This window comes from Gammaproteobacteria bacterium (assembly GCA_013151035.1).
GTDB lineage: Bacteria > Pseudomonadota > Gammaproteobacteria > JAADJB01 > JAADJB01 > JAADJB01.
Genome location: JAADJB010000038.1, coordinates 1 through 24,469 on the forward strand (window position 1 = coordinate 1; position 24,469 = coordinate 24,469).

The 24,469-nt window shown below is 47.5% G+C and carries 22 protein-coding genes; 12 read left to right on the forward strand and 10 right to left on the reverse strand.

Features of this window, described 5'->3' with window-relative positions; genetic code table 11:
* On the reverse strand, positions 1-388 hold a 388-nt coding region (locus GXP22_08395; GenBank protein NOX09488.1), incomplete at its 3' end, for a hypothetical protein.
* Between the two features lie 185 nt (positions 389-573).
* Between GXP22_08395 and GXP22_08400 the strand changes: the two genes are divergently transcribed.
* From GXP22_08400 to GXP22_08435, 8 genes are all read left to right on the forward strand, one after another.
* Entirely contained in the window at positions 574-1,272 is a 699-nt protein-coding gene (locus tag GXP22_08400; protein NOX09489.1) for a YggS family pyridoxal phosphate-dependent enzyme, read from the forward strand.
* 76 nt (positions 1,273-1,348) lie between these two features.
* Positions 1,349-3,181, forward strand: a complete 1,833-nt coding sequence (locus GXP22_08405; GenBank protein NOX09490.1) for a diguanylate cyclase — start codon at positions 1,349-1,351, stop codon at positions 3,179-3,181.
* A 49-nt stretch (positions 3,182-3,230) separates the two neighbouring features.
* Complete coding sequence (locus GXP22_08410) at positions 3,231-4,058, forward strand: pyrroline-5-carboxylate reductase (protein NOX09491.1); 828 nt, start codon at positions 3,231-3,233, stop codon at positions 4,056-4,058.
* Positions 4,055-4,627, forward strand: coding sequence for a YggT family protein (locus GXP22_08415; GenBank protein NOX09492.1), 573 nt, complete (start codon positions 4,055-4,057; stop codon positions 4,625-4,627). Before GXP22_08410 ends, GXP22_08415 begins: the two co-directional genes overlap by 4 nt.
* A 4-nt stretch (positions 4,628-4,631) precedes the next feature.
* Positions 4,632-5,798: a homoserine O-acetyltransferase gene (locus GXP22_08420; GenBank protein ID NOX09493.1), complete on the forward strand. Its 1,167-nt coding sequence runs from the start codon at positions 4,632-4,634 to the stop codon at positions 5,796-5,798.
* A complete protein-coding gene (gene metW / locus GXP22_08425) occupies positions 5,795-6,394 on the forward strand; it encodes a methionine biosynthesis protein MetW (protein NOX09494.1) in 600 nt (199 codons plus the stop codon). Before GXP22_08420 ends, metW begins: the two co-directional genes overlap by 4 nt.
* 60 nt (positions 6,395-6,454) lie before the next feature.
* Positions 6,455-6,907, forward strand: a complete 453-nt coding sequence (locus tag GXP22_08430) for a DUF4426 domain-containing protein (GenBank protein ID NOX09495.1) — start codon at positions 6,455-6,457, stop codon at positions 6,905-6,907.
* A 101-nt stretch (positions 6,908-7,008) separates the two neighbouring features.
* Positions 7,009-8,490, forward strand: a complete 1,482-nt coding sequence (locus GXP22_08435; GenBank protein ID NOX09496.1) for an AmpG family muropeptide MFS transporter — start codon at positions 7,009-7,011, stop codon at positions 8,488-8,490.
* A 120-nt stretch (positions 8,491-8,610) separates the two neighbouring features.
* Here the strand turns inward: GXP22_08435 and xth are convergent, their stop codons facing one another.
* The 3 genes from xth to GXP22_08450 are packed head-to-tail and all read right to left on the reverse strand — an operon-like array spanning position 8,611 to position 10,263.
* On the reverse strand, positions 8,611-9,384 hold the full coding sequence (xth, locus tag GXP22_08440; GenBank protein ID NOX09497.1) for an exodeoxyribonuclease III: 774 nt from the start codon (positions 9,382-9,384) through the stop codon (positions 8,611-8,613).
* Positions 9,381-9,875 carry an RES family NAD+ phosphorylase gene (locus tag GXP22_08445; protein NOX09498.1) on the reverse strand — a complete coding sequence of 165 codons (495 nt, stop codon included), beginning with the start codon at positions 9,873-9,875 and terminating at the stop codon, positions 9,381-9,383. Before GXP22_08445 ends, xth begins: the two co-directional genes overlap by 4 nt.
* Positions 9,838-10,263 (reverse strand): DUF2384 domain-containing protein, encoded by a 426-nt coding sequence (locus GXP22_08450; protein NOX09499.1) that lies wholly within the window; start codon positions 10,261-10,263, stop codon positions 9,838-9,840. Before GXP22_08450 ends, GXP22_08445 begins: the two co-directional genes overlap by 38 nt.
* Before the next feature lie 121 nt (positions 10,264-10,384).
* On the opposite strand from GXP22_08450, the gene pyrE reads away from it, so the two are divergent.
* The gene (gene pyrE, locus GXP22_08455) at positions 10,385-11,026 is read left to right on the forward strand and encodes an orotate phosphoribosyltransferase (protein ID NOX09500.1); all 642 of its coding nucleotides are present in this window, start codon (positions 10,385-10,387) and stop codon (positions 11,024-11,026) included.
* 83 nt (positions 11,027-11,109) lie between these two features.
* Here pyrE and accC read toward each other — a convergent pair whose 3' ends face one another.
* The 3 genes from accC to aroQ form a co-directional block, all read right to left on the reverse strand.
* Positions 11,110-12,450 carry an acetyl-CoA carboxylase biotin carboxylase subunit gene (gene accC / locus GXP22_08460; GenBank protein NOX09501.1) on the reverse strand — a complete coding sequence of 447 codons (1,341 nt, stop codon included), beginning with the start codon at positions 12,448-12,450 and terminating at the stop codon, positions 11,110-11,112.
* 1 nt (position 12,451) lies between these two features.
* A complete protein-coding gene (locus GXP22_08465; GenBank protein ID NOX09502.1) occupies positions 12,452-12,904 on the reverse strand; it encodes an acetyl-CoA carboxylase biotin carboxyl carrier protein in 453 nt (150 codons plus the stop codon).
* Positions 12,905-13,080: 176 nt separating this feature from the next.
* Entirely contained in the window at positions 13,081-13,521 is a 441-nt protein-coding gene (aroQ, locus tag GXP22_08470; protein NOX09503.1) for a type II 3-dehydroquinate dehydratase, read from the reverse strand.
* A 178-nt stretch (positions 13,522-13,699) separates the two neighbouring features.
* Here aroQ and GXP22_08475 point away from each other — a divergent pair, with 178 nt between their 5' ends.
* The gene (locus GXP22_08475) at positions 13,700-14,260 is read left to right on the forward strand and encodes a hypothetical protein (protein ID NOX09504.1); all 561 of its coding nucleotides are present in this window, start codon (positions 13,700-13,702) and stop codon (positions 14,258-14,260) included.
* Positions 14,261-14,306: 46 nt separating this feature from the next.
* Here the strand turns inward: GXP22_08475 and GXP22_08480 are convergent, their stop codons facing one another.
* Both GXP22_08480 and GXP22_08485 read right to left on the reverse strand, forming a co-directional pair.
* Complete coding sequence (locus GXP22_08480; GenBank protein NOX09505.1) at positions 14,307-14,846, reverse strand: CPBP family intramembrane metalloprotease; 540 nt, start codon at positions 14,844-14,846, stop codon at positions 14,307-14,309.
* Positions 14,827-17,835, reverse strand: a complete 3,009-nt coding sequence (locus GXP22_08485) for an RNA-binding protein (GenBank protein NOX09506.1) — start codon at positions 17,833-17,835, stop codon at positions 14,827-14,829. Before GXP22_08485 ends, GXP22_08480 begins: the two co-directional genes overlap by 20 nt.
* A 223-nt stretch (positions 17,836-18,058) precedes the next feature.
* Here GXP22_08485 and GXP22_08490 point away from each other — a divergent pair, with 223 nt between their 5' ends.
* A complete protein-coding gene (locus GXP22_08490) occupies positions 18,059-19,813 on the forward strand; it encodes a tetratricopeptide repeat protein (GenBank protein ID NOX09507.1) in 1,755 nt (584 codons plus the stop codon).
* A 101-nt stretch (positions 19,814-19,914) separates the two neighbouring features.
* Positions 19,915-22,233 carry a tetratricopeptide repeat protein gene (locus GXP22_08495; protein ID NOX09508.1) on the forward strand — a complete coding sequence of 773 codons (2,319 nt, stop codon included), beginning with the start codon at positions 19,915-19,917 and terminating at the stop codon, positions 22,231-22,233.
* Here the strand turns inward: GXP22_08495 and GXP22_08500 are convergent.
* Positions 22,218-24,302 (reverse strand): tetratricopeptide repeat protein, encoded by a 2,085-nt coding sequence (locus tag GXP22_08500; GenBank protein NOX09509.1) that lies wholly within the window; start codon positions 24,300-24,302, stop codon positions 22,218-22,220. The two genes, GXP22_08495 and GXP22_08500, sit on opposite strands and share 16 nt — an antisense overlap.
* Positions 24,303-24,469: the final 167 nt, after the last annotated feature.

The following is a 24,469-nucleotide window of genomic DNA, read 5'->3' on the forward strand; positions in this document are numbered from 1 at the left end:
TGCCTGTTACTGTGGTATTACCCGCAGCCAGCGTACCGCCAACCGTTGTATTACCGGTGATACCCATGGTGCCACCAACAGTCGTATTACCCGTGATGCCCATCGTGCCACCAACGGTCGCATTATTAGTTACCGCAGCTGAATCCAAAGTCGCCAGACCGGAAGAACTCAGTGTACCCGTAATCCCAGTATTACCCGTAACACTAATCGTGCCAGAAACGCCAAGATCAATGACATTAGTATTACCACCACCTGGAGTCAAAGAATCTGCATCCGCTCCAAAAGCATCAACTGCTGGTAACGCTTGCGCCTGTCCCATCGGTAATACCGCTATTACTGCTGCGGCTATTAAACTACGTGTAAAAATAGGGGTGGATGTTACTTTCATGTCAGTTTTCTTTTTCAAGATACTCTCTCCGTGTCGCTGAAATATATTTTTTGTTGGCTATTATTAACCACGCTAAGGCGCAAGTTAGCAGGTGTTTTTTTACTTGTCAAACAAATTGTGCCCTTCATCACATTATTTTTTATTCACTTGTGATAGGTCATCCCTTGTTATGCTAATCTGACCGCATGAAGAGCGAACAGCAGGGCGGCATCAAAAACAACATAAACACCATAAAAGAGCGCATTAATAACGCCTGCACACGATACCAGCGCAAGCCTGATCATATCACTCTGTTAGCGGTAAGCAAGCGCTGGCCTATCTCTGATATACGCACTGCATGGCAACAAGGCATGCGCTGTTTTGGCGAGTCCTATGTAAAGGAAGCGATTGACAAGATGCATCAACTCCATGACCTGGGTATCGAATGGCATTTTATTGGCCCGCTACAATCTAACAAGACGCGCCTGATTGCCGAACACTTTGACTGGGTTCACAGCCTGTGTTCTATCAAACATGCCCGACGCATCCATGAGCAACGCCCACAGCATCTAGCACCGATACAAGCATGCCTGCAAATTAACATTAGCCAGGAGAGCTCAAAGAGTGGTGTAGCGCCTGATCAGGCGTTAGCACTGGCGCAGGAGATTCATTCATTAAAGAATATCAGGCTGCGTGGCCTGATGACCCTGCCAGCCGCCTGCGATGATATAGAACAGCAACGTCAGGCATTCAAAACGCTGCAACAACTGCAAACGCAACTTAACCGTCATAACTTAATGCTCGACTCCCTATCTATGGGTATGTCCAACGATATGGAGGCGGCTATTGCCGAAGGCAGCACGATGGTACGAATCGGCAGTGCCATTTTCGGGACACGAAAATAGCCTTTATCAAACAACAGAGAGTCATTGATTATCCTCGCTCCATCTTGTATCTTTACGCTTATGTGGAGAATAACAAATGACTGAAACAATCGAACAAGATAATGAGAACTGGAAACGTAAATATTACGACCAGCTAGATCAGCTTGAGAAAAAGGAACAACACTGGGGAAATCTTGAGACTATCCTCAAAAAGACGGTTAGCCGCCTGTGTCTTGCGGCAGAAGGATACAATAACTCCATTGATCAGCATATCCAGCAGATCCGCAGTTCCACGCGTGATGAGATTGACCGCATTCATCTTGAAACCACGCTCAATGAATTATCACGCGTACTGGCACGAATTGAAGAAAGCCAGGGCAGCCCCGAAAAAAAGGTGACGACAGTACTGGTACAACTACTGGAGGCCCTTAATCTCCCCAAAAACCTGCAAAAACAAAAAGATAAGCTGCTTAAAAAACTCAACAAGTCCACAGATCGTGATACCGACCAACTCCTTGTTGATCTGAGCCAGCTATTTGACACGATTATCAACGATGTCACTCCCAGTGAAAAGAAACCAGGGCTATTAGGGCGGCTGCTAACCGGACGGCAGGAAAACGGTGACACTGACTCGGAACAAGCCGAACTCAATCATTACCGCAGCTATATGTTGTCCTTCATTGATCAACTGATTGAACCGGAATCCATTAATAACGATCTGCTATCACTAAAAAAATCCGCCCAAAATGCACGCGAAAAGATTGAACTCGAACATCTGTGTACGGATCTTGCTCATCTTTTGAGCAAAACGAGCCATCCTATTTCCAGGGACAACCTCAATCTGGATGGTGATGATGAAAATGAGGATGAAGATGATGACGATAGCTCACCCTCTATACAGGAGCTATTGATTCGCCTGCTGGAGCAACTGGCAGTTCCTGCCGATCTTCATGGTGCCGTCGAGCAGATGAAGGAACGCCTGGAAATAGACACCTCACCCGCCGACTGGCACCAGCTACTCAAGGATGTTGCTCACCTCATCAATTCCATCCGCAGTCGCCTGCAACAGGAAAAACACGATTTTGAGGAATTCCTGCAACAGATCACCATGCGATTGCAAGAAATGGATTCTTTTTTACGCAACGAAGGTGAACAGATCCATAATTCATACCAGGAAGGACAACGCTTTGATGGCGAGGTTGACCATCAAGTACAGGAAATCCGCGATGATGTCACCCAGGCCACCGATCTGAACGAACTCAAAAACAGCGTGCAGAATCGACTGGAAACCATCTCCAAACACATTAAGGTCTACCGCGAAACAGAACAACAACGCTCTGACGATGCCCGTAAAAGTCTGGTTGATATGCAGGAAAAGATGGTGTCGCTGGAAGAGGAGACCGAAAACCTCAAACAGGTGATTGTAGAAAAGAACCGTGAGGCGATGATGGACGTACTCACCGAGATACCCAACCGTCTTGCCTACGAAAAAATGGCACACGAAGAAATCGCTCGCTGGAAGCGTTTCGAGAAGCCTCTAACCCTGGCGGTATGGGATGTGGATCTATTCAAGAATGTCAACGACACCTACGGGCACAAGGCGGGTGACAAGGTACTAAAGACCATCGCCCAACTGCTCAACAACCGCATCCGTGAAACCGATTTTCTGGCACGTTTCGGGGGTGAAGAATTTGTTATGTTACTACCCGGAACCAACGAAGAAGAGACCTTCACCCTGGTTGAACAATTGCGCATCCGTATCCAGGACTGTGGCTTTCACTACAAGGGCCATGATGTCAAGATCACTGTCTCATGTGGCATTAGCAGTTTCCAGGGTGATGACGAACTAGGTGATGTCTTTGAACGCGCTGATACCGCGCTTTATGAGGCCAAGGAAAAAGGCAGAAATCAGTGCATTATTGCGTCGTAGGGTGCGTATTACGCACCAAAAAACCACTGACACACAGGAACGTAGAAGCATGAACACAAAAAACATTACCTTTATTGGCGCAGGTAACATGGCTCGCAGCCTGATCTCGGGGCTGCTCGCCGATGGCTATGATGCAAAAAACATTTATGCATCAGATCCCGATGTCGCTCAACTGAACAACCTGCAAGTTCATCACGCCATTAATATCAACCCGGATAATAATGAAGCCATTAGTAATAGCGATATTATTGTACTGGCCGTCAAACCCCAGATGCTACGCAGCGTTTGCCAGCAGATTGCAGCCAGCACGCAGCAACGCTGTCCACTGGTCATCTCGATTGCTGCCGGCATTCGCGCAACAGACATAGAACGCTGGCTGGGTGGCAAGCTACCCATTGTGCGCGTCATGCCCAATACCCCCGCCCTGTTACAATGCGGTGCCAGCGGGCTATATGCCAATGAACGAGTGAGCGATGAACAGAAAGATATTGCTGAATCCATCCTGCGCGCTGTAGGCATCACCCTTTGGGTTGAGCAGGAAGCGTTGATGGACACCGTTACCGCACTTTCAGGCAGTGGCCCCGCCTATTTCTTCCTGCTAATGGAGACCTTACAGGAAAGTGCCACTCAACTGGGACTCGCCCCACAGGCGGCACGCATGTTAACCCTGCAAACCGCCCTGGGTGCTGCCAAAATGGCAATGGAAAGTGAAGATGATGCCGCCACGCTAAGACGGCGTGTAACCTCACCCGGTGGTACCACCGAACGGGCCATCTGCGTGTTGGAAGAAAATGACATACGCCAGCATATCCACCTGGCATTGCAGGCCGCCAAACGTCGATCACACGAACTAGCTGAACAGTTTGGTGCTGAATAATGGGGCATGATTACCTGACCAGCCCTGTTACATTTCTGATCGACACCTTATTCGGCCTTTACACACTAGCTCTTTTATTGCGCTTCATCTTAGGTTGGGTGCGTGCAGATTTTTATAACCCTGTCTGCCAGTTTCTGGTTAAGATCACCAATCCACCCGTTATTTTCACGCGCCGATTCATCCCCTCACTACGCGGCATTGATCTTGCCACCCTGAGTCTGGTTCTGCTCTTGAATGTAGTGAGCCTGCTGCTCATTATGCTGCTAAACAACAGCCCATTAAACATCCTCTCCCTGTTGATTATGGCTATCACCAAAATCCTGCAGCAAGGTTTTAATATTCTGACTTTCTCACTTATCATACAAGCGGTATTAAGCTGGGTATCCCCCGCACAAAGCAGCCCTGTATCCGGGCTGTTAACCGCTATCAATGAACCACTGCTAAAACGTATTCGACGCTTTATTCCACCACTCTCGGGGCTGGATCTGAGTGTGCTATTTGCACTTATTCTGCTACAGTTTGTGAAGATGCTGATCCTGCCACCGCTAATGTTATTGTCGGGTTACTAGCAGCATGACAAACAGCGATACCCCTAACAAAGTTCTACCCAACGATTCCGTCGGCCTGGTACAAGCTAAAAGCACACAATTTGACCGTGAGCTGGCGCTGGACTGCGGGCGTAACCTGCCCAGTTTTCACCTCACTTATGAGACCTACGGCAAGCTCAACCATGACCACTCCAATGCCATCCTGATTTGCCATGCCCTGTCGGGTGATCATCATGCTGCCGGCTACCACAGCATAGAAGATCGCAAACCGGGCTGGTGGGAGAGCGCTATCGGCCCGGGTAAACCCATTGATAGCAATAAGTTCTACATTGTTTGCCCGAACAACCTGGGTAGCTGCAAGGGCTCCAGTGGACCGAACACGATTAACCCCGAGAGCGGCAAGATCTACGGGCCTGATTTCCCCATTATAACGGTCAGTGACTGGGTACGCAGCCAGGCACATCTGGCCAATTATCTCGGCATTGATCAGTGGGCAGCAGTAATTGGAGGCAGCCTGGGCGGTATGCAGGTTTTACAATGGGCCATAGACCAACCCGACCGCCTGCGTCATGCCATTATTATTGCCGCAGCACCCAAGCTATCGACACAGAATATTGCCTTTAACGAGGTCGCACGTCAGGCCATCATGTCTGACCCTGAATTCCATAATGGTCGTTATTATGATCATAATGTCGTACCACGCAGAGGGCTCATGCTGGCACGAATGCTCGGCCATATCACCTATCTGTCGGATGATGCCATGCGTGCCAAATTTGGCCGCGAACTACGCGAAGGCAAACTCAACTTTGGCTTTGATGTTGATTTTCAGATCGAGAGTTACCTGCGCTATCAGGGGAAATCCTTTGTCGACCGCTTTGATGCCAATACCTATCTGCTTATGACCAAGGCACTTGATTATTATGACCCGGCCAGTGAGCATAATAATGATCTGGCACAGGCAATGCGCAGCGCAAAGGCAAAATTTCTAGTCATCTCTTTCACCAGTGACTGGCGCTTCTCTCCTGCCCGTTCAGAAGAAATCGTACATGCGCTGCTGGATGAAAAAAAGGATGTCACCTATGCCGAAGTCGAGGCAAATCATGGGCATGACGCATTCCTTATGCCGATCCCGACCTATACCGAGATACTCACTGCCTATATGCAGCGCGTTGCTAACGAGGTGAAGGCATGAATCTGCGTACCGACCTACAAATCATCAGTGACTGGATTAAACCCTCTACCAGCGTACTGGATCTCGGTTGTGGTAAGGGGGAACTGCTGTATTATCTACAACAGCAACACCAGGTCACCGGCTATGGGCTGGAAATTGCGGAGGAAAATATCACCTCTTGCATTCAATCCGGCGTTAATGTGATTCAGCTTGACCTGGATGGTGGTCTAGCCGATTTCAAAGATAACTCCTTCGATTACGTTGTCATGGCACATACCCTGCAGGCGGTTCGTCATCCAGAACAGTTATTACAAGAAATGTTACGCATCGGCAAGGAAGGGATTGTGACCTTTCCTAACTTCGGCCACTGGAGAGGGCGTTTACACCTGTTTCTTCATGGCAGCATGCCTGTCACGCGAGCGCTACCAAATAGCTGGTATAACACCCCGAACATCCATCTTTGCACCATTCGTGATTTTGAAAAGCTATGCCACGAGCAAGGCATTCATATCCTGCAACGCAGTGTAGTCAATCACGCACACCGTCACAGCCTCGGTGCCAGAATATTACCCAACCTGCTTGGTGAGATTGCCATTTACCACTTTTGTAAAAAATAATAGTCGTTTTCTCACGATGTGTTATATTCAATATCAAGCACACTAAAAGGAGATATAATCATGCACCATAAAAACCTGTCCACTATCTTGCTTAGCCTCATCTTCAGTCTGTTTTTTAGCCTATCCGCCCAGGCTGAAAACTCCCAGGACTTCGGTCAATACGTGGTTCATTTTAATGCCTTAAACACCTCAAGCCTGCCACCGCAGGTGACACGTCAATACAACATCAAACGCAGCAAGAATCGCGGCATGTTAAATCTGGTGGTACTGAAAAAAGTTCTCGGCACTACGGGCACACCCGTTGCCGCCAAAATTGTAGCCAGCGCCAGTAACCTCACCGGCCAACAACGTTCACTGGAATTAAGAAAGATCAACGAACCCAATGCACTGTACTACATTGCCGAGTTCGGCATCTCCAATGAAGAGACCTTCAAATTCAGGTTCCTGATTACCCCGGAGGGTGAGACCCAGCCCCTGGATGTGCGTTATAGCCATCAGTTTTATACTGATTAGTAATTAGAAGCAATCGTGGTACGTTCTACCATGGGGTCAGAGCCAAAAAACGGCTCTGACCCCAGCCTGAGTGAAACAATGGCTTTGACCCCGGCCTGAGTATGACAAACAATTCATCTCCCTTACTGCACTCCAAGATGTTCTGGGTCGGCATTCTCTACTTCGCTGAAGGCTTTCCGCTCGGCATCTTCTACGATATATTCCCGGTTCACTTCCGCCAACAAGGGGTCGCTCTGTGGGAGATCGGCTTTATGAGCCTGCTGGGGCTGGCATGGAGTCTGAAATTCCTGTGGGCACCGGCTATTGACCACTATCGTCACCATCGGCGTTGGATGTTTGCGGTTGATATCAGCATGGCGGCAGTATTATGTGTCTTTGCCCTGTACGCTGATTTTGGCCCCTGGGTCTGGTTTGCTATCGGGCTGTTTACCCTCGCCTCGGCAACCAATGATATTGCGATTGATGGCTACACCATTGAAATGCTAAGTCGACACGAATTCGGGATCGCCAATGGTCTACGTATCGCCTTTTATCGTGCGGGAATGCTGGCGGCGGGCTTTGCCCTGATACTCAGTGATTATGCCGGATGGATCAGCACCTACCTCAGTGCAGCGGGACTATTAGTATTACTCGGCATCATCTGCCAGTATGCACCGCCAGAAAAGGCTATTCGTAATAACCACGCGATGCGTCTGACACAGGAAATCAAGAACCTGTTACGTCATCCCATGGCAATGCTGGGCGTGATATCACTTCTGGCAGGTGCCCTGTGGCTTACGGATAGCGCCGTACACTGGTCAAAGAACTACCCTATAGTATGGTGGCTGATTATTGGCTTCGGGGCATCACTGGTCGCTATTAGTAGCCTACGTCACTACCAGAGCATGGGGGGCGCAGACAGCGAGCGAGATCAAACCACGCGTGGCCCGATGTTTGGCACCCTGCTGGATATGTTAAGCCGACCACAGATGGGCTTTATCCTGCTCTTTATCCTGATCTTCAAGCTCGGTGACAGCGCCATGGGCTTTATGATTAAACCATTCTGGGTTGATGCCGGGTTTTCTGCCAGCCAGATTGGGCTGGTCTCAGTTAATCTAGGACTGGTTCTGTCGATTGCTGGCGGCATTACCGGCGGCTGGATTACTGATCGTATCGGCATCTTTCACGGTCTGTGGATACTGGGTCTATTTCAGGCCGTCTCTAACCTCGGTTATGCCTGGGTAGCGTCCATCCTGCCATTACACCCAGAGGCAGGCATTCCCGCCGAACACATGATATTCATCTATTCTGCCAGTGGGCTCGAATCCTTCACTGGTGGGCTGGGTACCGCCGCCTTTCTCGCCTTCCTGATGGCGATTGTGAACAAGTGTCACTCCGCTACCGAGTACGCATTGTTATCCTCCGTGTTTGCCCTGAGCCGCTCTGTATCCGGCTGGGCGGGTGGTTTTGGTGCTGAGATCATGGGCTATGCTGATTATTTCCTACTGACCTTCTTCCTATCCTTTCCTGCCTACCTGTTATTACCCTGGGTTAAAAAGATGCTGGATTACGCCCATGAGCAGAAGGATTGGGGGCAAAGATAATCCGGGGGAATGGTGCGTACCACGCACCATCACCTACCACAACACCAGCACCCACCGTAGCGGGAAATGGTGCGCAGTGCGCACCCTACACAGACGAGGTAGGGTGCGTACCACGCACCATCACCAATCATACTCCACTGTTAACGGGGCATGATCCGAGAAGCGTTCATCCCGATAGACCGAGACAGCCTGAACCTTATCGGCAAGCCCCGGTGTAATCACCTGATAATCAATCCGCCAGCCCACGTTATTCGCCCATGCCTGCCCACGATTTGACCACCAGGTATACTGGTGGGCTTCCTGATTCACCACACGGAAGGCATCGACAAAACCCATCTTTCCAAACACCTGATCCAGCCAGGCGCGTTCCTCGGGTAGACAACCTGAATTTTTCTGGTTTGCCTTCCAGTTCTTGATATCAATTTCCTTGTGCACAATATTCCAGTCGCCACAGATAATATATTCTCGATGTTTACGACGCATCGCCTTCATGGTCTCGGTGAAGCGCTCCATAAAACTGTATTTGATCTGTTGACGTTCTTCTTTGGAAGAGCCCGAGGGGAGATATAAGGAGATCACACTGAGCTTGCCAAAATCCAGTTGGATAAAACGGCCCTCGGCATCCATATCTTCAAAGCCATCGCCTAAACCACAAATAACCTTATCCGGTTTAATCCGGGTATAGATGGCTACCCCGCTATAACCCTTCTTTTGTGCATCGAAGAAATAGGCATGATAGCCTTCCGGGTAGTGCAAATCGGCCTCTAGCTGATGCTCCTGCGCCTTGGTCTCCTGTATACAGACCACATCGGGTTGTTCCTTGAGCATCCATGCAAAAAAACCCTTTTTGGTGGCGGCACGAATGCCATTGGTGTTGATACTGATAATCTTCATTTGCGTAATCTCTTGTCAAACACATAGGACTCAATCTCCACAATCTTGATAGCCTTTGCGTCAGGGTGTAATGGGTTGATTAAATAATTCATTTCGGCACCTTTTGTGACGACGCTTGGCACACCAAGCACTGCTGTTTCATAGCTTTCCAGCCACTCACTGCCTATCGTTTTTGTACTTTCTAGCGCAATATAATCATGCCAGTTTTTGTCCAGCGTACTGATATCAATATATTTAACTTGAATATCTTCAGCAAGCGCCATGCTCACCAGAACCCGCCCTCGTGGTTGACGAGTAATGGGCGTATGAACCAGTGTTTCCAATATAGCCAATGCAACTGAGCTTGCGGTATAGATCACCGCACCCCCCTTATGGTGCCATCTACCGAGGCCTTTTTTACCTCCTTCACCACTGAAATCACCGCCATATTTCGCTTTGCTTATGCGATAAAGTTTAAGCAAAGTTTCCATACTCGATGGCATATAACTCATCAATGACAATCTCATTACCTTGCGGGGTATCCAATAAAGATAAAGGTGTCACATTGCCTAATGCAAGACAATCATCCTTTAACCATGCAATAGCACTGTCACGCTCCTCAAAAACCTCAGTAGCTAGCGTTAACACCTTTGCTATTTCAATTAACTTACCACTAATGGGTGGCGGTAATAATTTATGATCTTTTTTTGCACGTGAAACCGTGCGCTCAGAAATAGAAACGATTGCAGATAGCGTTTTTTCATCGACCTCTAGATTACGCGCCATTTTACTGAAAGTAGTGGGCTGAAGACCTTGTCTTGTTTTTTCAACCAGTGTCATGCTATTACGAATGGTTGTACGTAAACCCAGATTCTTACCCACCTCTCTCAAACTCAACATCCCAGCATCCTCATTAACCTGTTGCTGACAAATGTCTCATAAAAAAAGACACCCGTCAATTTTAATAACGTATAAAAGCAGGTATACTGTCTACCAATCATTACTTAAAGAAGAACCCATCATGCAAGATTATCAACGAGACTTTATCCGCTTTGCCCTCGACTGCGAGGTGCTGCGCTTCGGCAGTTTTACTCTGAAATCAGGCCGTACCAGCCCCTATTTCTTTAATGCCGGGCTGTTTAATACTGGTGTGCGCCTGGCAAAACTAGGACGCTTTTATGCCCAGGCGATTGAGGATGCCAAACTGGATTACGACATCCTGTTTGGCCCTGCCTACAAGGGTATACCACTGGTTGCCACCACTGCCATCGCCCTCGCTGACCAATATAATAAAGACGTCCCTTATTGTTTTAATCGCAAAGAGGCCAAGGCACACGGTGAAGGCGGTTCACTGGTGGGGTCTGAACTCAATGGTCGCGCCCTGATTGTTGATGACGTGATTACCGCAGGCACCGCCGTGCGCGAGGCACTGGAGATCATTCAACAGGCCGGCGCCAGTACCGCCGGCGTTGTCATCTCACTGGATCGACAAGAACGCGGGCAAGGTGAACGCTCCGCGATACAAGAGGTGGAACAGGATTTAGGTATCCCGGTAGTACGCATCATCTGCCTGGAGGATTTGATTAACTATCTCAGTGAGCAATCGGATATGTCGGCAGAACAGGAACAGATTAATGCGTATCGAGATCAGTACGGGGTTTAAGGGAAATGGTGCGTAATACGCACCCTACCAAAACACACACCACACATAACCAACACAAACGGTAGGGTGCGTACCACGCACCATCATAAGCCGAGCTTCTTCTCCAGATAATGAATATCCACACCACCGGCGAGGAAGGCAGCATCGGAGCAGATATCTTTGTGCAGATCAATATTGGTGTTGATACCTTCGATAACAATTTCTGCCAGGGCACCCCGCATACGCGCTAAGGCGACATCACGCGTCTCACCATAGGCAATCAACTTACCAATCATGGAATCATAATAGGGCGGGACGGTATAACCATTATAGATATGTGAATCCACTCGAATACCGGGGCCACCCGGTGCATGATACTGGGTAATCTTGCCGGGTGAGGGCAGGAATTTCACCGCATCCTCGGCATTTAAACGACACTCGACCGCATGACCACTAATCGAGATTTGATCCTGGGTATAAGATAGGCCTTCACCCGCTGCGATACGCAATTGTTCCTTAACAATATCGACACCAGTAATCATCTCGGTCACTGGATGCTCCACCTGCACACGGGTATTCATCTCAATGAAATAGAATTCGCCATCCTCAAACAGGAACTCAAAGGTACCGGCACCACGATAATTAATCGCCTCACAGGCCCTGGCACAACGCTCACCCATAGTCTGACGCTGCTCTTCCGTAATACCCGGCCCTGGTGCCTCTTCAACCACCTTCTGATGGCGACGTTGCATGGAGCAATCACGCTCACCGAGGTGAATCGCTTTACCTTCACCATCGGCCAACACCTGAAACTCAATATGGCGCGGTTTCTGCAGAAACTTCTCCATATAGACCTGATCATTACCGAAAAAGGAACCCGCCTCATTTTTGGTCAATGAGATTGAACTGAGTAAGGCTGCCTCGCTATGCACAACACGCATACCACGGCCACCACCGCCGCCGGATGCCTTAATGATAATTGGATAACCAATCCTTGCGGCAATCCTGATATTAGCATCGTCATCATCTGTCAACACACCATCCGAACCTGGCACTGTCGGCACACCCGCCTCAATCATGGCATTGATAGCCGATACTTTATCACCCATCATGCGGATGGTCTCAGCGCGTGGACCAATAAAGATAAAACCACTGCGCTCAACCTGCTCGGCAAAATCAGCATTCTCTGATAAAAAACCATAACCGGGGTGAATCGCCACCGCGTCAGTCACCTCGGCGGCACTGATCAGATTCGGGATATTCAGATAACTATCCACCGAAGGGGAGGGGCCGATACAGACCGACTCATCCGCCAGACGCACATGCTTGAGCTCACGATCTGCAACCGAATGCACCGCAACGGTGCGGATACCCAACTCACGGCAGGCACGTAGAATACGCAGCGCAATCTCGCCACGATTTGCAATAACAACCTTGTCTAACATCTTATTCAATCACCACAAGTGGCTGGCCAAACTCAACGGGCTGGCCATTCTCAATCAGGATTGCAACCACGGTACCGGCACAATCCGCCTCGATCTGATTCAGCATCTTCATTGCCTCGATAATACACAAGGTCTCACCTTCCTTAACGCTCTGACCGATGGCAATAAAGGGCTTGGCACCCGGTGTTGAAGCACGATAAAAGGTACCCACCATAGGTGAAACCACCTGATGACCCGCTGGAATATCATCGACAGCATCCGCCTCTGGTGCTGCCGCTGGAGCCGCTGCGGGTGCTGCAATCGGAGCCGCCATTACAGGAGGCGGCATAGCAAACGCTGCCTGCGGAGCATGACGGCTAATACGCACCGACTCCTCACCCTCATGGATCTCGATCTCCGCGATACCGGATTCTTCTAATAGCTCAATTAATTTTTTTACCTTACGTATGTCCACAATGTCACCTTAAATTTGTTGTGGTGCGTGGTACGCACCCTACCTAATATAAATACCCAATGCGTCATGCCACCTTAACCTGGTTTCTGGTGCGCAATGCGCACCACAACCAGCCACATTGTCGGGTTACGCGATAAATCGCTAACCCGACTGGTGCGTAATACGCACCAGCATCTTCAACCATCCAGACGTTCCAATGCCGCTCGTAGCGCCAACTCATAACCCATCGGCCCCAACCCACTAATCACCCCCTGAGCGATATCCGAGAAATAGGAGCGTTTACGGAATTCTTCACGCGCATGAATGTTCGATAGATGCACTTCGATGAAGGGAATTGCCACCCCTTGCACGGCATCTCGAATCGCCACACTGGTGTGGGTGAATGCTGCTGGATTCAACAAGATAAATGCGACCCCATCCACACCCGCCTGATGGATCTGCTCCACCATCTCATGCTCGGCATTGGTTTGATGAAAGACCAGTTGATGACCCGCAGCCTGTGTCATCTGTTGCAGATGATTGGCAATCTGATCCAGCGTGGTATGACCGTAATGTTCCGGCTCACGGCTACCCAGGAGATTCAGATTGGGCCCATTCAATACCAGTACAGTTGCCATCACATCACCTATAACGAACAAATCAACGAAATTAACTGCATATTAACCGAAGTTAGCGTTGATCTCCAGTGATTTTCAAGAGCTCTGACCCCTTGAAAAATATTGCTTGACCCATGTGTGGAGATTGGCACAGAATATTCATTCGAATAAGGACATTCAACATTGACAAGGAGCTGTCATGAAAATCACTACAATTATTAGTACCCTTCTGTTCGCTACCAGCACGGCTAATGCGAGCATCCTCAATATCTATGATAACAACGGTAAGCCTATCAATGATGTGGATACCAATATCATTGATATCCGCGATTTTGATAACGGTATCTGGACGCTATCCTCATCCACAGACTTTTTTGGTAGCCCGTGGGTAGCCTACAATGGTCGGGTCTTTGATCGTGCTGGGCGTTATCAATTTAATACTGGCAATGGCTATTATAATGTTCAACTCAATGACGGTTATACCCTGGGTTACATCCTGATTGACTGGGCCTTTAGCAAGGATATTGATATCGTTAATATCTGGGATGCTGCGGGTAACTCTATCGACATTGATGGCGATGGTATCGCTGGACTCGCCATGATAGATGGCCCTTTCAGCGGTAAATCAGTCAATTTCAGCGTCACGGCAGCAAGCCAGGAAAAAAACAAAATAACTGCGTTCGTTGATATACCGGCTACTACAGGCTTATTCGGCAGCGGTTTAATCGGGCTGCTGAGTATTGCTCGTCGCAGAGCGTAATAAAACCAAACTGGGACAGACCTGAGGTCTGTCCTCTCTGCCCCCCCTACATCAAATCACGCAGGTACATCACAAACACCAGGTTCGATATCGCGTGTAACAACACCAGCAACATTACGTCCTGTCGTTGCTGATACACCCAACCATAAAATAGCGAGGGGGCAAACACCTGCAAGCCAATCGACCAACCACGGGTTAGCGCGTGCAGTAAAGAAAACAGTAGCGACACCAATAAATTCACCTGCCAGGGCTTAAGCTTGATGCGCCGCATCAAATAAGCACGAAAAAACCACTCCTCGGGCAAGGCTGCGAACAATAATGTCCAGAGAAAAAAGGGGGCTCTATCCGGTTCTAAAAACAACAAGACAGCGACAGCCAGTAAGATGGCCAGACTTGATAGGTGATCGTGCCAAGACCCACTCACCCCCGGCACCTGCCATTGCCTGTCGAATAACGGCAGGAACAACATCAGAAACAATAGCGCGTAAACGCCTATCTCTGCTGGCAATTGCCAGGCAGAAGCGAACAGGATCAGGATTGTGGATACAGGATAAAAAATACCTGGCTTATAATTTTCTACGCTCAATGCGGTATTTTCCATTCACCTTAAAAGGACCTTCATAGGTAGTTTTTTCTCCAGTAGACCAGAACACATCAATACTCTTCAGCATTTTTTCCTGTCCAAGACCAAAATAAGCAACGGGTGCATCAAATGACAGGAACCCGCCACCCGACTTAATTTCACGCATCTGGTGCTGATCTTTGCCGTAGTTCAGGACAATCCTTGATCCGATACCATAATGATTCCCGCGTTGATCTCTCAACTCAACCGCAACCGAGTTATTAGCACTCTGATTATTAATATACAACCACACAGGACCATTGACCGTGGTTGCGATAATATCCAGATCACCATCATTCTCGATATCAATATAGGTATAGGACGGCTCAATCATATAATTACCCAGTCCAAATTCCTTATCTTTAATAGCAAAGCCTTTACCTTTCTGGTTATAAAAGAAGAAATTAGACGGTGTAAAACCAGGGCGAACCCAGGCACCATTCACCACATAAATATCCTGCCAGCCATCATTATCCAGATCAGCAAACTTTGCATTCCAGCTCCAACCGCTAATATCAACATCCATAGCCACAGCATGATCTTCAAACTTTCGATTGGCAGCCCCTAACAACAATACATTCTGATTAGGTCGCTGGGTAATCGAGCGGTTAAATTCTGCATAAGTGGTTGCTACTGGCGGCTCAAAAAAGCTGGTGCATAACCAGGACGCACGCTTTTGATCCGCAGGGATACTCTTGCAAATATCAGGGTTTTTTTCACGTGTTGCAGTCACCATCAGCTTCATCGACATACAGGTTCGTCTCTCCGCTTTGTCTTCAATAACGGCACACTTTTTGATATCGGTTGGCTTATGCCTGGGCCCATAGGCAAAGAAACTTCGAATAGCCACATTACGAGAACAACGTTTTTTATTTTCAATATCTGTTATATCTTTACAATAATCTCTCATGGGGCGAAGATCAATCTTCACTGCCCGCCCCGAAGCACGGGCAGCAATTTGCGCAATATAAATATCTGTATTAAGGTCGTTATTAACATCCCCCGTATCAATACTCATTGTTGTCAATGTACTGATTGGTATAACGGAATCTTCTTTTGTAATCTGTGAGAAACCACCCTTGCCATCACCCAGATAGTACAAATCCGGCGCCTGGAAATCATTACCGACAATAAGATCCAGATTCTGATCATGATTAAAATCAGACAACAGAATACTTAAGGTCTCTCCGGTTATCCCGTCAATTTTCTTTTCTGAAAACACTCCTGCATTATTAATATGCAGTACATTAGTAGAGGCAAGCGTCGGCGCTTGTTTGGCAAAACCATAAAACCAATTACCAATTGCCGCATCCAGATCACCATCATGATCGATATCACCAAATGATACCGCCTCGGTTAACACGGCATTATCCCCTGGTGCACGTTCCAGTTTCGCATGGAGAAAATCACCCTTATCACTAATCATGTAGTAAATACCTGAATGATAAGCGGTCAAATAGATATCAAGCCAGCCATCATTATTAATATCAACCAAAGACACCAGAAAAGTATTCATCTCCGTTAATTCCGGGATACTAATATTCACCTGTGTAAAGCTCTTCCCTGCCTCATTATGAAACAAGACAACCCCATGTTTGGCGGCAAACAAGATATCTGTCCAGCCATCATTATCATAATCACCCGAGGCCACGCCCCTGCCGTTATAAAATGGTGGCCAAAAATCCTCAACGCTAAAATCATTAATTACATCAAGCCCCCAGGTATAACCCTCAACTCGAGTAAAGGCGCGTGCTCCGGCAGGGGATGATTTCTCGAATACCGTAAAATCAATATTACCACCTGCTGGCATCTCTGCTGCCTGCACCTCACTGGAAAATATCTCCAGCATTTTACGCAACTCAATTTCATGCCAGTATTGAGCCACCGTACCTGCCAGAATACCGACTAAAGCCACCACTAGATAAAGCACAATTGCCACCCTCTTTGATATTGATGTCCAGATAATCATAAAGGAATAGATACTATAGGTGCCTAGAGTAAACAGCAAAATCATTACATAGAAGATCGGTACACCTGCTGATAACAAGCTCGCCGAAATAACAATATCTAACGCAATAGGGCAGGGAATAAAGACACCCAATAACGCCAGTGATATTGCCAACAGGATAGTAATCTCATGTCCGGCAAGAGATTCCAGCGGCACCACCGTAATCATAAATGCACCCAAAAAACCTGCCAGCAACATCAATGGCACTGTTTTGTAGACAATCCACCAGAGGTTTTTTAAATAACTTCCTGCAGAAGCCATCAACGCCTGCACCCAGGACTCGCTACTGGCGTTAACCAGCGGTTCGTCCACGATACAACAGGCCGCATCATGAGTAGCCAGCGCATCTTCACGAAACAGGTAACGCGCCATCAACGGGATCAACAACACAATAAACACCAGCGTCAGCCCCAGTTTAATCAGCGCCAGATAGATGGGGAAAATAGAAAACACCATGGTCAGCACAATAATATTCAGGGTTGGGGAACTGAACATGGTCGCCAGGGTGGTCTCCAGTCGCGCACCGGCATCATGCATCCCCTTTGCAATGGGTGCCGCACAATTAACACAAACACCCAACGGCGTCCCGGTAACAAGACCGAGCAAGGTATTTGCCATACTGCTCTTGTAACTCCGTTTGCGTAACAGACTAAAAAAGGTCAGAAATGCCGCACCAAATAACACACCAAAGGTCATACCCTGGCGATTGGTGCTTGCCCAGTTTACCGTGGTATACATCACCTTTTTGTAAATCGGATCACCCGGACTCACAACAAATTTTGATTCAAAGCTAAGCGGATCATCCAGGCGAGTACTGCCCCCCATCAACGCCTTGCCTTCGAGTGAAGGGTAACGCGAACCCGTCCAGAAATTAACGGCCAGAATCACTATTAGCAATCCAATAATAGTGATGCGCTTATTTGATATGGATGTTTGACTTATCATTAATTTAATACCCCAAAAAAATATTACCGCATTCAAGCGTGTATAACCCACTTATCCATAAGCTTTGACATCAATTTTTATATTTTTATGATATGAATCAATAAATAAAGACGTTTTGGCGTTTGAGCAGCATAACATATTTACCCCCTAAAAATCCAGGCAAAGCCACCTTTCGCTGAATCAATAAATTGCCAAATATAAAGCTTAACCTCATAATACGCGAATGAATCTGAATAAGAAAAAAAAGCAAGCCTATACGTTTTTTCAAAACCGTCAGCTACAGGAAGCCAGAAAACTCTACACTGAGATTACTCGCAAGGCGCCCAAAGATGCTGATGCCTGGTTTTTTCTGAGCATTATTCATGGTCAAATGGGTACATTGCCTGAGGCTGAACACTGTTGCCGTCAAACCCTGGCACTACAACCCAACGCTCATGCCGCCTGGGATAATCTTGGTCTGGCATTAATGATGCAGGGTCGCGCCAATGAGGCAGCCCCCTGTTTCCAGAAATCCATACAGATCAACCCGCGCAATGAGAAGGCGTACGCCAAGCTTGGTAACCTACTGCGTGAACAGGGACACCCTGTGGATGCCAGAAAACACTTCAACAAGGCATTGGAGATCAACCCCAACTACGCCGAGGCACACAACAACCTGGGTAATTTATTACAGGAACAGTGTAAATTCAAGGAAGCCCTGGAACACTACCAAACAGCGGCACGACTGGTTCCAAATTATATCGAAGCCCATTTTAATATCGGCACAATTCAACAAAGCCTGGGTAATTATGAATCAGCAATCGAGCATTATCATGAGGCTCATCGCCTACGCCCTGAGTTCAGCGCGCCAATAGCCGGTGTTGCCAATATCTATGAAAAACAGGGTGAATTTGAAGCGGCCTACAAGGAACTGGAACCATTACTCAAACTGCCTGTACCACCATCCAACGCCGCCATTACCTTTGCCAACTTTGCCAAACACCTGGATAAAAAAGATCAGGCCATTAACTCACTAAACAAGGCTCTGAGCAACAATCAAAACCCACCCACCCAGATACAGGACATGCACTACGCCCTGGGTGATCTGCACAATGCAAACAAGACATACGACCAGGCATTCGAACATTACCAGAAAGGCAATCAGTTACGCCCGTTTAATTTTGATATCAACATTCATCACGCACAATTTGAGGCGATTAAACAAACTTTTAGCGCAGAGAACATTGCCAATATAGCCACCTCACCTGAACAGAATGAACAAGCTGTATTCATACTGGGTATGCCCCGCTCTGGCACTAGCCTGGTCGAACAAATCCTCTCTGCCCACAGTCAACTCTATGGCGCGGGTGAACTGGAATACATGGGTGAAATACTCAACAGCCTGCCACAACGCTTCTCACACCCACAAGGTTACCCCGGTGTCATGAGCAAACTCAGCAGTGAAGACCTGGGTCAACTGGCAACTGAATATCTGGGCAGGCTTAATGCCCTTGCACCCGGCACGCCACGTATTAGCGATAAAATGCCGCATAATTTTCTGTCACTGGGACTCATCAGCCGTATGTTGCCCAAGGCAAAAATAATTCACTGCAAGCGTGACCCGATTGACACCTGCCTGTCCATTTATTTTCATAACTTCAATGCCAACCACCCCTACGCCAATAACCAGAAAAACCTCGCTACCTACTACCATAGCTATGTTGACCTGATGCAACACTGGCTCAAGGTACTTGATATACCTATCCTTGAGGTTGAATACGAACAATTAGTGCAAGATCAGGAAAATCAAAGCCAGCGTCTGATTGAATTCTGCGGCCTGGAATGGGATGAAAAATGTCTGCAATTCCACAAACAGAAGCGTACCGTTACCACCCCCAGCTACGACCAGGTTCGTCAGCCCATGTATACCTCCTCCATGCAACGCTGGAAGCGCTATGAAAAGCATATTCCAGAGCTAATCGCAGAATTAAGTAAGTGATGACCGGGACATGGATCCCCGCATACGCGGGGATGACGGGTGTGCGCGGGGATGACAAACATGTGCTAGGATAACGGCATGCTCTGAGGATCATCATAAAAATGCCTGAAACTACTGAACAACTCCAACAGAAAATCATTCCGCTCATCCAGACACAACAACTGGATGCGGCACTAGCAATCGCTAACCAGGCCTGTAATCAAGACCCACAGAATGCGGATAAGTGGCTACTGCTGGCGGGCATACATTCTTATCGACAGGATATGCCCGCGGTTGCCGACTGTTGCCAAAAGGCAATCGCACTGCAGCCACAACATGTTAATGCTCATTATAATCTGGCCGTCGCCTGGCAGATGCAGAGCGATATAATACGCGCCGAAAAAAGCTATAACACGGTCATACAACTACAGCCACAACATGCCAATGCCTATGCGGGACTATCGCGCATACAAACCCAGCAAGGCCAGCACGATAAGGCGCTAAATAATCAACGAAAAGCCATACAGCTCACACCTGATAACCCGCACTTCCATTTCCAGATTGCAGCGTTATATCAGGACATGCAAAAAATCGATCTGGCGAAGCAATATTATGAAGAAACCCTGCGCCTGATGCCTGGGCACTTTGAGGCAATGAACAATCTGGGTAGTCTGTACCACACACAAGCTCAACACGATCAAGCGATACAGTATTTTAATCAAGCCTTACAGATCCAACCACAAAATGCTCAGATTCATTACAACCTGAGCCAAAGCTACTGGCAGAAAAACCAGCTTGATACTGCATTTCAACACGCATTAAAGGCATTACAACTACAACCTAACAGGCTCATTTTTCGGCAAAATTTCATCCAGGTGCTTGGCATCACTCCCCATATCCCAAATGAGCCCGAGGTTATTCAGCAGATAGAACAATCATACCTGATAGAAGGTATTAACTGGCAAGACCTGTTGCCATCCAGTCTCGCTATCCTGCGCCAGGACACAAGCTTCAACCAATTAAGAACAAGCGCTATCACAGGGGGTTACGCCAGCATCTATAAAAAACTGGATAACAAAAAAAACATTCAATTACTGGGAAAACCACTACTATTATATTGCCTGACCCACACTGTAATCACCTTCAAAGAAGAGGAACAGTTGTTTACCCTATTGCGTCAGGCATGCCTGCAACTTGCCATAACCAAACAATTTCAGGTCAATGATCTGTTCATGGCCTTTATTGCTGCTCTTGCCTGCCAATGTTTCAACAATGAATATGCCTTTTCTCAAAGCAATATCGAGATTGAATCAGTCAACACTCTCTGCACTGAAATAAAAAACATTGATACTAACGAGCCACTGGATAAAGTCACTCAAACAAAAATCATCCTGTTGGCAATGTATCAACCACTGCATTCAATAATATCCTTGCAAGACAATACATTCAGCAAGACACAACATCAATCTGCTCCATGGCAACTATTAATCGAACGTCAGCTCAAACAACCGCAACAGGAACAGATTATCAGGCAAGAGATTGAATCACTAACAGTAATCGAGGATCAAACCTCAAAGGCCGTTCAGGATCAATATGAAGATTCGCCTTATCCACGTTGGCTCAGCATCAACCTGCACCAACCGCGTAGCTATCAACAGATATGGATGGAGCTATTCCCCCATTTTCAGGCACCCGATTTTCCCACATCACCTATTGACCTGTTAATTGCGGGCTGCGGCACAGGTAGCCATGCTGCCATATCCAGCACCCGTTTTGCCGATGTTAATGTGCTTGCCATTGATCTGAGTCGTCAAAGCCTGTCCTATGCCCAGCGCATGGCAGATAGAAATCAGATCAACAATCTGCGTTTTGCCCAGGCCGATATCCTCGGGCTAAAAAGCCTGGATCAGCGCTTCCATATTATTGAATCAGTTGGCGTATTGCATCATATGAAACAGCCTGAAGCGGGGCTGAAGGTACTGCGTAATCTGTTACATCCAAACGGTATGATCAACCTGGGCTTTTATAGCTCCATGGCTCGACGCCATATCACTCAAGCCAGAGAGCGTTTTAAAAACACCACACCAAGCCCTGAAAATATACGTCAGGCACGGCAAGAGCTATTCGCCTTACCCACAGATGATCCCTTGCACTCGATTACAAAAAACAATGATTTCTACAGCCTGAGCGAATGCCGTGATTTGATTTTTCATACCCAGGAACGCTGCTATACCATCGCCGAGATCAAGCAACTCATTAGTAGCTGTGGACTGCGTTTTATTGGCTTTGAACTACCCTCACCGGTTACACGTAAACAATATATGGCCGAATACCCGGAAGACACCCAGTTGGATAATCTGGACAACTGGGGCGTGTTTGAACAACAGCACCCGGATACCTTTATCGGCATGTATACCTTCTGGTGTCAGCGGGTGGATTGAAAAATACTGGAATACATCTCCCGATAGACAATCTCCATCCCGGATGCAAGCCCGCGACTATCACAAAGCTGTGATTGCATCATGCGCTGCCGCAGACCCTTGCGTAAATCCTGACGATAGCCCTCATCACCAGCGAGCCTTACAGCTATATCCAGATATTGGCCACAATCATCAGCAACCAGATCATCAAGAGCAAGTGCATGGAGCTTACTTGCACTAATACGTTCAACATAACGCGCCCCTGCAAGGGTCACCACCGGCACACCCATCCATAGCGCATCAGCAGTTGTCGTGCCCCCTGTACGAGGAAATGGATCAAGCACAATATCGATCTCTGCATAACTCTTGTAATAATCGATATAGGAAAGATGACTTTTGATTATCAAACGATCATCTCCAATGCCATAAGATTTAAACTGATCAATTAACACCTTACGCGTACCTTTATCAGCCATATATTTATCCATAATCATTAGCCGACTACCAGCTACCTGCGTAAGTATCTTTGACCAGAGCGCTATCACTGCCGGTAGCAGCTTTGAAAAATGGCTATACGAGGCAAATACAATCCCTTTTCCATCATCAATACGTGAGACAGTAATATCAGCCTCTTGCGGTGGCTGATAACAGAATGAGCAACGCGGCAACCGGATAATAGTTTCAGTTGCCAACTCAGCAGTATCCGCTGGATGCAACACCTCATCCGTAATCCAGTAATCCATCGCCTGCAGACCACTCGATGCACAGTAACCCAGATACATTGCCTGTATGGCTGCGGGTCGCCAGGTAAACACCTTAAGACGATTACCTCGGGTATGCCCAGCCAGATCAATCAGGATATCAATCCCGTCCTGCTGTATGAGTCGGACAAGTTCGGCATCATCCTTATCCCTGACAAATCGCCAATGCTCGGACAAATCACGCAGACGAGCGGTAACCTTGTCTGCCTGTGACTCATACATATTGGCATAACAAAAGATTTCAAAGCCTGTCTTGTCATGGCCTGCCAGCAAGGGCTCAAGAAAATAACTGACCGGGTGCATACAAAAATCGCCTGACATATAACCTACACGTAAGCGTTCACCCGGTTCCTTCTTTATCGGCCTGGCAGCAAGCGTATACAGACGACCTTGCTCTCCGTGAACCTGATCCCATTGCTGTTGCTGTTGCAGCATTTCAGGAAAAGATAAAGTGGCTGCCGAGGCCTGCACAAAGAGCAGATTACTGTGCGCCTCAGCATATTTTGGATCCAGTGCAATAGCCTTACGGTAATCAGCCTCTGCCTCATCAAATCGTGCCAGATTACCGAGTACATTACCCCGATTATAATAACTGGCAGCACGTTCCAGATTCAATTCAATAGCCTTATTGCAAGCGATCAGGGAGGCCTGCATCAGGCCTTGTTCGTTCAACAGATTACTGCGTGTATCATAGAGCATGAAGGAATCAGGATACTGGCGTATTGCCTGCTCACAGACCACTGAGGCCTGCTCAACCCGACCAAGCCCAATTAATGCAATCACCTGAAGATTATGTACCTCAACAAAAGCAGAACCTGACTGTAATGCACGCTGACACACTGACAGTGCATCCTCAAAACGCCTCATATCCACCAGAATAGAGGCGCATGTATTATATGCCTCAATAAAATTATGCTGTAACTGTATAGCACGCTGAATCGTCATCAATGCCTGTTCAAGATTTCCAAGATCCTTCAGGATAACTGCCAGTGTGTTATGTGCCTCAACAAAATCAGGCTTCAGCCTTATCGCCTGCATACCCGCCTGACGCGCCTCATCCAGTCGCCCCATCATGTGTAATACATAGGCAAGATTATTAAAGCCCCCAGGATGGCCCGGATCAAGTTTCACCAGGGTTGAAAACAGATCAAATGCAGACTGATAATCACCAAAATTCGCCTTGATACCACCAAGCAACTGCATGGCACCGGTATGTCCCGGTGATAAACTGAGTATCTTCATCGCATATTGCTGGGCATCCATCAGATTGCCCTGATGAAAAAGCATTGTTAGCTGTTGCATGAGCGCATTCACATCGTTATGTGCCATTATTATTGTCCTGTTAACTTGTCATAAAACTGAACACACCATCATTTGTTGAGTTATGATGATTTCTGGTGTATGACCTGAATTCGTATAATAAGCGCATAACCTCTGAATGTAGTTAAGGCACATACCCTGAAATAAACAAGACTCAGGGTTACAATGCAAGGCTA

Bases quoted from the DNA above. Each gene is read 5' to 3' on its own strand.
- GXP22_08400 (NOX09489.1), top strand. From the start codon at position 574: ATGAAGAGCGAACAGCAGGGCGGCATCAAAAACAACATAAACACCATA.
- GXP22_08405 (NOX09490.1), top strand. From the start codon at position 1,349: ATGACTGAAACAATCGAACAAGATAATGAGAACTGGAAACGTAAATAT.
- GXP22_08410 (NOX09491.1), top strand. From the start codon at position 3,231: ATGAACACAAAAAACATTACCTTTATTGGCGCAGGTAACATGGCTCGC.
- GXP22_08420 (NOX09493.1), top strand. From the start codon at position 4,632: ATGACAAACAGCGATACCCCTAACAAAGTTCTACCCAACGATTCCGTC.
- metW (NOX09494.1), top strand. From the start codon at position 5,795: ATGAATCTGCGTACCGACCTACAAATCATCAGTGACTGGATTAAACCC.
- GXP22_08430 (NOX09495.1), top strand. From the start codon at position 6,455: ATGCACCATAAAAACCTGTCCACTATCTTGCTTAGCCTCATCTTCAGT.
- GXP22_08435 (NOX09496.1), top strand. From the start codon at position 7,009: ATGACAAACAATTCATCTCCCTTACTGCACTCCAAGATGTTCTGGGTC.
- xth (NOX09497.1), bottom strand. From the start codon at position 9,384: ATGAAGATTATCAGTATCAACACCAATGGCATTCGTGCCGCCACCAAA.
- GXP22_08445 (NOX09498.1), bottom strand. From the start codon at position 9,875: ATGAGTTATATGCCATCGAGTATGGAAACTTTGCTTAAACTTTATCGC.
- GXP22_08450 (NOX09499.1), bottom strand. From the start codon at position 10,263: ATGTTGAGTTTGAGAGAGGTGGGTAAGAATCTGGGTTTACGTACAACC.
- pyrE (NOX09500.1), top strand. From the start codon at position 10,385: ATGCAAGATTATCAACGAGACTTTATCCGCTTTGCCCTCGACTGCGAG.
- accC (NOX09501.1), bottom strand. From the start codon at position 12,450: ATGTTAGACAAGGTTGTTATTGCAAATCGTGGCGAGATTGCGCTGCGT.
- aroQ (NOX09503.1), bottom strand. From the start codon at position 13,521: ATGGCAACTGTACTGGTATTGAATGGGCCCAATCTGAATCTCCTGGGT.
- GXP22_08475 (NOX09504.1), top strand. From the start codon at position 13,700: ATGAAAATCACTACAATTATTAGTACCCTTCTGTTCGCTACCAGCACG.
- GXP22_08485 (NOX09506.1), bottom strand. From the start codon at position 17,835: ATGATAAGTCAAACATCCATATCAAATAAGCGCATCACTATTATTGGA.
- GXP22_08490 (NOX09507.1), top strand. From the start codon at position 18,059: ATGAATCTGAATAAGAAAAAAAAGCAAGCCTATACGTTTTTTCAAAAC.
- GXP22_08495 (NOX09508.1), top strand. From the start codon at position 19,915: ATGCCTGAAACTACTGAACAACTCCAACAGAAAATCATTCCGCTCATC.
- GXP22_08500 (NOX09509.1), bottom strand. From the start codon at position 24,302: ATGGCACATAACGATGTGAATGCGCTCATGCAACAGCTAACAATGCTT.